This window comes from Neisseria iguanae, assembly GCF_003013245.1.
In the GTDB taxonomy this organism is placed as follows: Bacteria; Pseudomonadota; Gammaproteobacteria; order Burkholderiales; family Neisseriaceae; genus Neisseria; species Neisseria iguanae.
The window spans coordinates 23721-31562 of sequence record NZ_PXYY01000019.1 but is presented as its reverse complement, the minus strand read 5'-3'; the positions used below and the strand labels follow the sequence as shown (position 1 = coordinate 31562).

Genomic DNA, 7842 nt, shown 5'->3' with positions numbered 1-7842 from the left:
GGGTTTTACGGTAAACAACGCTGCTGCATTGGGGTGGATATCCAATAAACCGGCAGCCGGACGGGCAGTAACTCCGGGTACAAAAACCCAAGTTGTTTTTTTTGTACTTTTTCAGATAATTTACAGTGTGTTATCTTCATTTTCGAATGGGTAACACAACTGCTAATCTAATACAGCCCCGGGATTTTGCCTGCCATTTCGGGTCGGCCTGCCGATTTCTGCTAAAATTCCCTTTATTTTACTTTATACCCACATCATCATGAGAATCCCGCCGCTCAAGCCGCTGATTATGACTTCGCTGCCAGTATTCGTCAGTGTACTCATTGCTGCCACCAGTGTTTGGTACATCAACATGCCCGCTCTTGCCATGCCGTTTGTATTGGGCATCATTGCCGGCGGTTTGGTTGATTTAGACAACCGCCTGACAGGCCGTCTGAAAAACATCGTGATTACGGTGGCGTTGTTTACCATTGCCTCTTTGTCGGCGCAACTCACGCTCAGCACAGGCTGGCCATTTATCGCCGCCATGACCGCGATGACATTTTTCTTCACGCTGCTGGGCGCGCTCAGCCAACGCTACCGCACGTTTGCTTTCGGTTCCCTGGCGGTAGCGACCTACACTTCGCTGACCTACACACCGGAAACCTTTTGGCTGACCAACCCTGTGATGATTCTGCTGGGCACGGTGTTATACAGCGCCTGCACGCTGGTTTTCCAGATGATGTTCCCCCACCGCCCTGTGCAGGAACGCATGGCGGATGCGTATGAGCGCTTGGGCGACTATTTCGATGCCAAAGCCGATTTTTTCGACCCCGATGAAGCCGCATGGCTGGGCAACCGCCAAATTGACTTGGCCATGCGCAACACCGGCGTGATTTATGCCTTCAACCAATGCCGCGCCGCCCTGTTCTACCGTATGCGCGGCAAACACCGCCACCCGCGCACTGCCCGCATGCTTCGCCATTACTTCACCGTGCAAGACATTCACGAACGCATCAGTTCCGCCCACGTCGATTACCGCGAATTAGCCGACAAGCTTAAAAACACCGACCTGATTTTCCGTATCCACCGCCTGCTGGAAATGCAGGGACAAGCATGCCGCAATGTCGCCGGCACCTTGCGCAGCGGCAAAGTCTATCATTATAGCAAACGCTTGACGCGCGCAATGGAAGGCTGCCTCCAGTCGTTGGAATGGTTTTCAGACAGCCGCCCCGACAGTCATGAAGTGCACAATATCCGACAATTGCTCAATAATTTAAGCAGCGTCGATCATCAACTCAAACAATTGGAAAACAGCGACAACATTACCGCGCTTGAGGGTGAATCGGATGTCACCCGCATTACCGCCTTAGAAAGCCACGACGGTTTGAAACACATTTGGCAGCGCGTGAAAAGCCAATTGAATTTGGAATCCACTGTGTTCCGCCATGCCGTACGCCTGTCGCTGGTGGTAGCCATAGCTTGCGCCGTGGTCGAAATACTCGGTCTTAATCTCGGCTATTGGATTTTGCTGACCGTGCTGTTCGTGTGTCAACCCAACTATTCCGCCACCAAAAACCGCGTTTACCACCGCATCGCCGGTACGATTTTAGGCGTGATTGTCGGCTCCCTGGTACCTTATTTCACGCCGTCGGTAGAAACCAAATTATGGATTGTCATCGCCAGCACTACCCTCTTCTTCATGAGTCGCAGCTATAAATACAGCTTCTCAACCTTTTTTATCACCATCCAAGCCCTGACCAGCTTTTCTTTGGCCGGACTCAATGTGTACTCCGCCATGCCGTGGCGGATTATCGATACCATCATCGGTTCGGCAATGGCGTGGGTGGCCGTGTCTTATTTGTGGCCGGACTGGCGTTACCTCACGCTTGACCGCACATCGGCGCTGGCAGTTTCCGGCAACGGCGCATATCTGGAAAAAATTCTCGCGCAATTGCAACACGGCCGCAGCGACGATGTCAGTTACCGCACCGTTCGCCGCCAAGCTCACGAACGCATCACCGCCTTGAGCAGCACCTTGTCCGACATGAGCAGCGAGCCGGATAAATACGGCAGTCAGCTTTCAGACGGCTTCAACCTTTTGAAAACCAATTACGCGCTGACCGGCTATATTTCTGCGCTCGGTGCCTATCGTAACGAAATGGCACAAGAAACCGACGATGCCTTTACTGCTGCGTTCTACCAAACCGCCCGACAAACTGCCGCGCTGTTAAAACACATGCCGCAGCAAAACGCCGCCGGTTTTCAGACGGCCTTAAACCAACTGCTTCACGATTTGGAAGACCTGCGCAACCTTACGTCCGACCGCCAAGACCATATTTTGTGGCAGCAACTGAGCCTGATTGCCCGCCAGCTGCAACCTTGTTATCAAGCCTTACATCATCAAACTGAAGCCGCAGAATCAGAAAAATCTGAACTTGCCGCGTCTTAAAACATACAGGCCGAGACCCTTGCCCTACTCACAAACTTTGAACGTCGACAGTAATGAATACGCCGCTGTGGCAGGCATAGCGGTTTTTAAAATATAAACAACATAGCATTTAAGCGTAAGAAAGCGTTGAAAAATATGAAAGGTATCAGCCGCGGTATTTAATCGGAAGCCGCCGTATCGTAGAGGTCTGCTGCGAAAAAAGCCGCTATGCCTGCTGTGAAGAAATAAAATACGGCACCGATGGATTGTAACAGGCCGTCTGAAACAGAGTTGTTTCAGACGGCCTGTTTTTTATAGGAATCGTTATTGTCTTGTACAATAGCTGCTGAACTTTATTTTGACTGCAAGTTGCTGGATATTTTTCAGACCGATTGTCAATATCAATATGCAAACTCAAACAAAGGCCGTCTGGAAGATTGGAAAAATATCCCCATCTTTCAGACGGCCTTGGAACTCCCATAGCAAGTGCAACAACTTTCCAAAAGAACAGGCCGGTATGCGGCAGCATACCATCTTTCCTGACAAGAAAGATTGCCATCCGCTACGCGCACCTGACCCGGGAACCAAGATACGGTATTTACCCGGAATACCGCACAAGCCGTCCAAAAGCAGCGCCCGCGCTACTGTCAAATGCCATGAAAAAATTTAAAATAAAGTATCCGCCCTGACTTTGGATAACGGCAGAGGGTTTTACAAACACAAAAAATTTACCGAAAAGCCGGACGCCAAAACCTGCTTCGGCTATCCTTCTCATCCACAGGTGAGGGCTTGGTGGAAAACACCAACGGATTGCTGCGACAGTCTTTCCCGAAGCAGACGGTTTTCAACCTGATCACGGATGAAGAAAAAAAATAGAAAAACCCAACCACCAACCGAGAAAAACGCTTGCTTATGATACGTCGGGTAATCGATTCTTGGGCTTATTCAAACCATTAATTTCTGTTGTTGCTCTTGGTGTGTGAATCCAAGGGACTTTATATTTTTCCGATTAGCCATGAACCGGAGCCTGCATCGGTGCTTCTGCCCCTGCAGGCAAACCAAATACTTCGCGCAGAATCACTTTATAAAAAGCAAATGCTTCTTTTGCGCCCGCAATCGCTTCATCTTCGGCAGGTTTATCCAAACCTAAATTGTTGAGGTGTTCGCGGAATTCACGCCAGTGTTTACCACGACCTTCAGGATGCGCATCCAAATGGCGCGCACCAAAGTTTTCATCAAAACTCAATTTCTGCTTGGCGGCTTTAAATAAAAAGGCTGCCCCTAAATTCGAACCTTCGGCACAATAAAGCCAGCCGATGGCTTTATTGCCTTCAGGTGTGGGCAATTGGCCTTGATGAACGTATTCCGGCTGCCCCAAATCCGCTAAATCTTTGACTACTGCATCATAACGTGCCATTGAAGACAATGCAGGGATTTTTTGATTGAGCTCGGCATCATGGTAGATGCGATCCACAACTTTGTGAAAAACTGTTTGCAGATTCAGAAACTTAATATAATTTTCTTTGGTATCGAACGGCTGAACCGACATCACCAGATTATCTACACTGTCATGTACGGCATGATTTTCTTCTTTCAAGCGTTCGGCAAAAGTCAAAGCGTTGTTACTCATGTTACATTCCTATTTGTTTGTTGGCTGAATAATGTTTTCAGACGGCTGATAGATTAAACCGTCTGAAAAAATAAAGCAATTCTTAGAATTTCGCCTCTAGTGTCAGCATATAGTTCCGCCCCGGAGCACTGAAACGCTCAATACCGGCATGCGTAGTGTTGTCCACACGGTTGACCGCACCGAACGGACGAATACTTCTCAAGCTGTCCCAGGTATAGTATTTGCGGTCAAACAGGTTGAATACCCCTGCACGCAACGTAACATGTTTGCCGAATTTGTAATGGCCGATCAAATCGGCCAGCCAAATATTGCGGCTGTGGCGGACAAAAGGAAACGGCTCATTGGTTCTATCGTAGGCAAAAGTCGTATCTTTTGCTTTTTTACGGGCAAAGTAGCTCACATTCAACCCCAAACTCCAACGATCCTCAGGTTGCTTATAGCCCAAACCGATTACACCATTGAATGGCTGGATGGCATTAATGGCCACCCCGCCATCAGCACTGCCTTTCAAGTAAGTTGCTGCCAAAGTTGCATAAGAACCGACAGGCAAACCGATATTGCCAAGCTGCCAGGTTCCCTGCAATTCCAGACCTTTCACTACCGCACTGCTGCGGTTGATATTCGAGTATACGGGTGCAATCGAACCGCGATGGTCTTGAAAAGACATAGTATTGAAATTATATCTCTGGCTTTGGCGGTTTGCCAGATGTACGAAATCAATAAAGTTTTTATAGCGCGTGCGGAAACCTGACAACTGCAGATTCCCCCAATTGCCGTGCCAATTAAAGCCCAATTCGATATTTCTGGCTTTTTCTTCTTTCAAATCGGGGTTCGGCTCAATGTAAAACGCATCATTAGGGAAGAAAAACCACATTTCATCAGTAGTCGGCGCACGGAAACCAGTACTGTATTTACTTTGCAGCGTTAATGACTTGAGCGGACTCCAATCTAAAGTCACAGCGTAGCTCGGTGCTTTAAATTTGGCTTTCTTCTGCCACATCCCTTTAAGCTCAAGCTGGCGCTTAACATGGGGATTGAGGGAGTCACTTTCCAACGTTTTCATTTCGACATCATCATAGCGGGCACCCAAACCAAGTTTCCATTGCTCTCCGAAACGGAAAGTATTGTTCCAGAAAGCATGTTTGCTTTTCGTTTGCGAGCTGACCAAAAACTCATTTTCATTCGTGTTACTTGTACGGCGCTCAGGATACAGCATATAAACAAAATATTCCAAATTACTGTTGCTGTTTTTCAATTTGTTGTAACCGCCGCCGTAGTTCATGCTCCAACTGAAATTTTCAAAATCAAGCTGCTTGTCGGCTGTAAGTTTGTAATTGTCGGAATGCTGGTACAGGCCGCGACGGCGGAACATCATTTCAGCATTGCGTCTTTTCAACTCTACCGGATAGTCCCAAGTCAACGTCGTCATTTCGATTTTCTGTTTGTCGTAGTTGAGCTTCAGCTTTTCCCAAGGGCCGTTTTCCAACCAGTTTTCATATTCCAAACCGGTACGTTTGCGGTAACTCACATCATTACGCAAACGGGTATCACCATTATCACCGCCGGCTGCGGCAAGCAGGTTGGACAATTCATAAGTTTTCCGGTCTTGACGGTAATCTTCATAAACACCGCTCAGATAGTTGCTGTCATTGAAGTGATAACCGCCTTTGAGCAAAGTACTTTTACTCTTTACATTTTGCGGATCAGGTTCCATGCGCAGTTGCCCCGTCTTGGGCGTGCCGAGATTGGTAAAGTCATTGACAATCACGCTGCCTGACCCGCTATGGTTTTTGGTTTCATGCCCATGACGGCCGGTATAGACAAACAAACCGTCAAATCCGCCCAAACGGCCTGCCAAAGTCGTACTGCCCATGTACTGGCGGTTTCGGCTGGAATAACCGCCTTTTACACCGACATAAACCGGTTTTTCTCCATTGACATAGTCGCTTGGCGATTTGGTGGTGTACATTACTGCACCACCCAATGCGCCACTGCCGGCAGCAAGCGAATCGGCTCCTTTTTGAACCACCACTTCTTTAATGGTTTCCAATTCTCCGGCATTGCGATTGGTGTTGAAATTGCCGTATGCACCGAAAATCTCTTGAAATGCTTCCGAAGAACGGCTTTCGCCTTGGGTAAGACCGTCAACGGTAATGGCAACACGGTCTTTGTCAACCCCGCGTACGGCAAAGCCGTTAGATCCGGCACGTCCGCCTTCCACCACTGAAATACCCGGATCATAACGCACCATATCGTGAATATCTTGAACCAGATTTTCATCCAATTCTTGACGTTTGACCCGCTCCTTGCCCAAGTTCCGAACCGGCGTACGACGGCCTTTGACCTGAATTTCATTCAACTCGACTTCAGCGTCTGCAGCAGATGCGGTTGTTGTTTCGGTTTCAGCAACCGCATGTACCGAAAATGCGCCCAACAAAACCACCAGCATGATTTTAGGACGGGAATTAAATGTATTGGACTTCACGCTTAAATACCTCATGTTTTTATTGTCATTCAGTTGTTATTCAGACCGTTTGAAATATTCAGACGGCCTGCTGCCGTCAGGCCGTATTACTCAATATGTGTTAACGAGTCGGATGTATCTCTGGCATCGTAACGGATACGGCTGCCACCGAATACACTGTTAAGTGTTTTATCGCTGTCAAAATTGATTTTACCGCCGATTTCAGTCCCGTCAGAACCCCAGTCCGAACGGCCGTAAAATGCACCATCTACTTTACCAGCAACCTCACCCGAAACAACTTTTCCACTAAAGGTATTGCCGTTAACCTTTACCTTATCGATGACAATATCATTGCCAAAATCGTTGTTCCCCAAAATCTTACCGCTCAATAAACCGGTATTGAAATTGACCGTCAGCATGGAATTCCGGGTGGCAGTATCATGTGCAGAAGTCGCAATCTTACCGTTGCGGTAACGCATAGCCATTACTTCATAGGTTGCACGCCCTGTCGGTGTAGGTGAAGTGCTGTCCCAAGGTTTTTGCATTTTGTCCACACGGGCTTTAACCCCTCCTACAAACAAATCAGCTTCACCCGAACCGCTCAGCCAAACGCCGTATTTCATTTGCCGGGCACCCGGTGCGAATGATGAAGTAACATTATTGCAGCAGACCAACAATTCGCCACCACCGGCTAGCGGTTGCCCTGCATGAACCGTCGGCATTTTGGTGTCTTGCACCCCAAACGCATTAGTAACCAACGGGTCGGTCAAATTGGTAAGTTCGTATAATTTTCCGTCTGGTGTTTTGTATGCCATTACTTCTTTATCTACATTGGTTTCTCGCTCTACCGCACCGACCCAATCACCCTTATATTTATATTTCTCACTGAGAACCTTATACAGCCCCAAACTTCCCCGGCCTTCCAACATTTCTACTTTCTTATTTTCATCTGTCAGCAAAGTTACAGAAGCAATTTTTTGCGGGCCGTGCCAATCACTGGATGTCATATTGCCTACCGCCAGTTCATTGGTTTCAGGTAAAGCAACAACCGTTTTCGGAATATCGACATGACCACCACCGGCACATGCCGAAAACAGTAATGGTAATGCTATTGCCAGCAGTGAATGCTTGTATAATAAATTCATCATTTTAAACTCTCCGCATAAATTTCAATCTGGATTCATTCCATCCAAATCAGTAATTTATATATTTTTCAAAAGCTTATTTTTCTATTATAAGCATCGAACATTAATTCTTTACAATAATACACGCCAAGGAGTATTATTACAAATAATTCGTAAACTCATTACTAAAAAATAATGCCTATTGTAAACAAAG

At 47.4% G+C, this 7842-nt stretch carries 5 protein-coding genes; 1 reads left to right on the top strand and 4 read right to left on the bottom strand.

From position 1 onward, the window contains the following. Positions 1-259 precede the first annotated feature (259 nt). Positions 260-2431, top strand: coding sequence for a YccS family putative transporter (gene yccS, locus C7N83_RS04780; protein ID WP_106741009.1), 2172 nt, complete (start codon positions 260-262; stop codon positions 2429-2431). Positions 2432-2636: 205 nt separating this feature from the next. Here yccS and C7N83_RS14195 read toward each other — a convergent pair whose 3' ends face one another. The 4 genes from C7N83_RS14195 to C7N83_RS04765 all read right to left on the bottom strand — a co-directional run bounded on the left by C7N83_RS14195 (position 2637) and on the right by C7N83_RS04765 (position 7652). Then, positions 2637-2939, bottom strand: a complete 303-nt coding sequence (locus C7N83_RS14195; RefSeq protein ID WP_146135095.1) for a hypothetical protein — start codon at positions 2937-2939, stop codon at positions 2637-2639. 480 nt (positions 2940-3419) lie between these two features. Continuing rightward, positions 3420-4040 (bottom strand): biliverdin-producing heme oxygenase, encoded by a 621-nt coding sequence (locus tag C7N83_RS04775; RefSeq protein ID WP_106741007.1) that lies wholly within the window; start codon positions 4038-4040, stop codon positions 3420-3422. An 82-nt stretch (positions 4041-4122) separates the two neighbouring features. Beyond that, a complete protein-coding gene (locus C7N83_RS04770; protein ID WP_425437493.1) occupies positions 4123-6489 on the bottom strand; it encodes a TonB-dependent hemoglobin/transferrin/lactoferrin family receptor in 2367 nt (788 codons plus the stop codon). A 122-nt stretch (positions 6490-6611) separates the two neighbouring features. Then, complete coding sequence (locus C7N83_RS04765; RefSeq protein WP_106741006.1) at positions 6612-7652, bottom strand: transferrin-binding protein-like solute binding protein; 1041 nt, start codon at positions 7650-7652, stop codon at positions 6612-6614. Positions 7653-7842 lie beyond the last annotated feature (190 nt).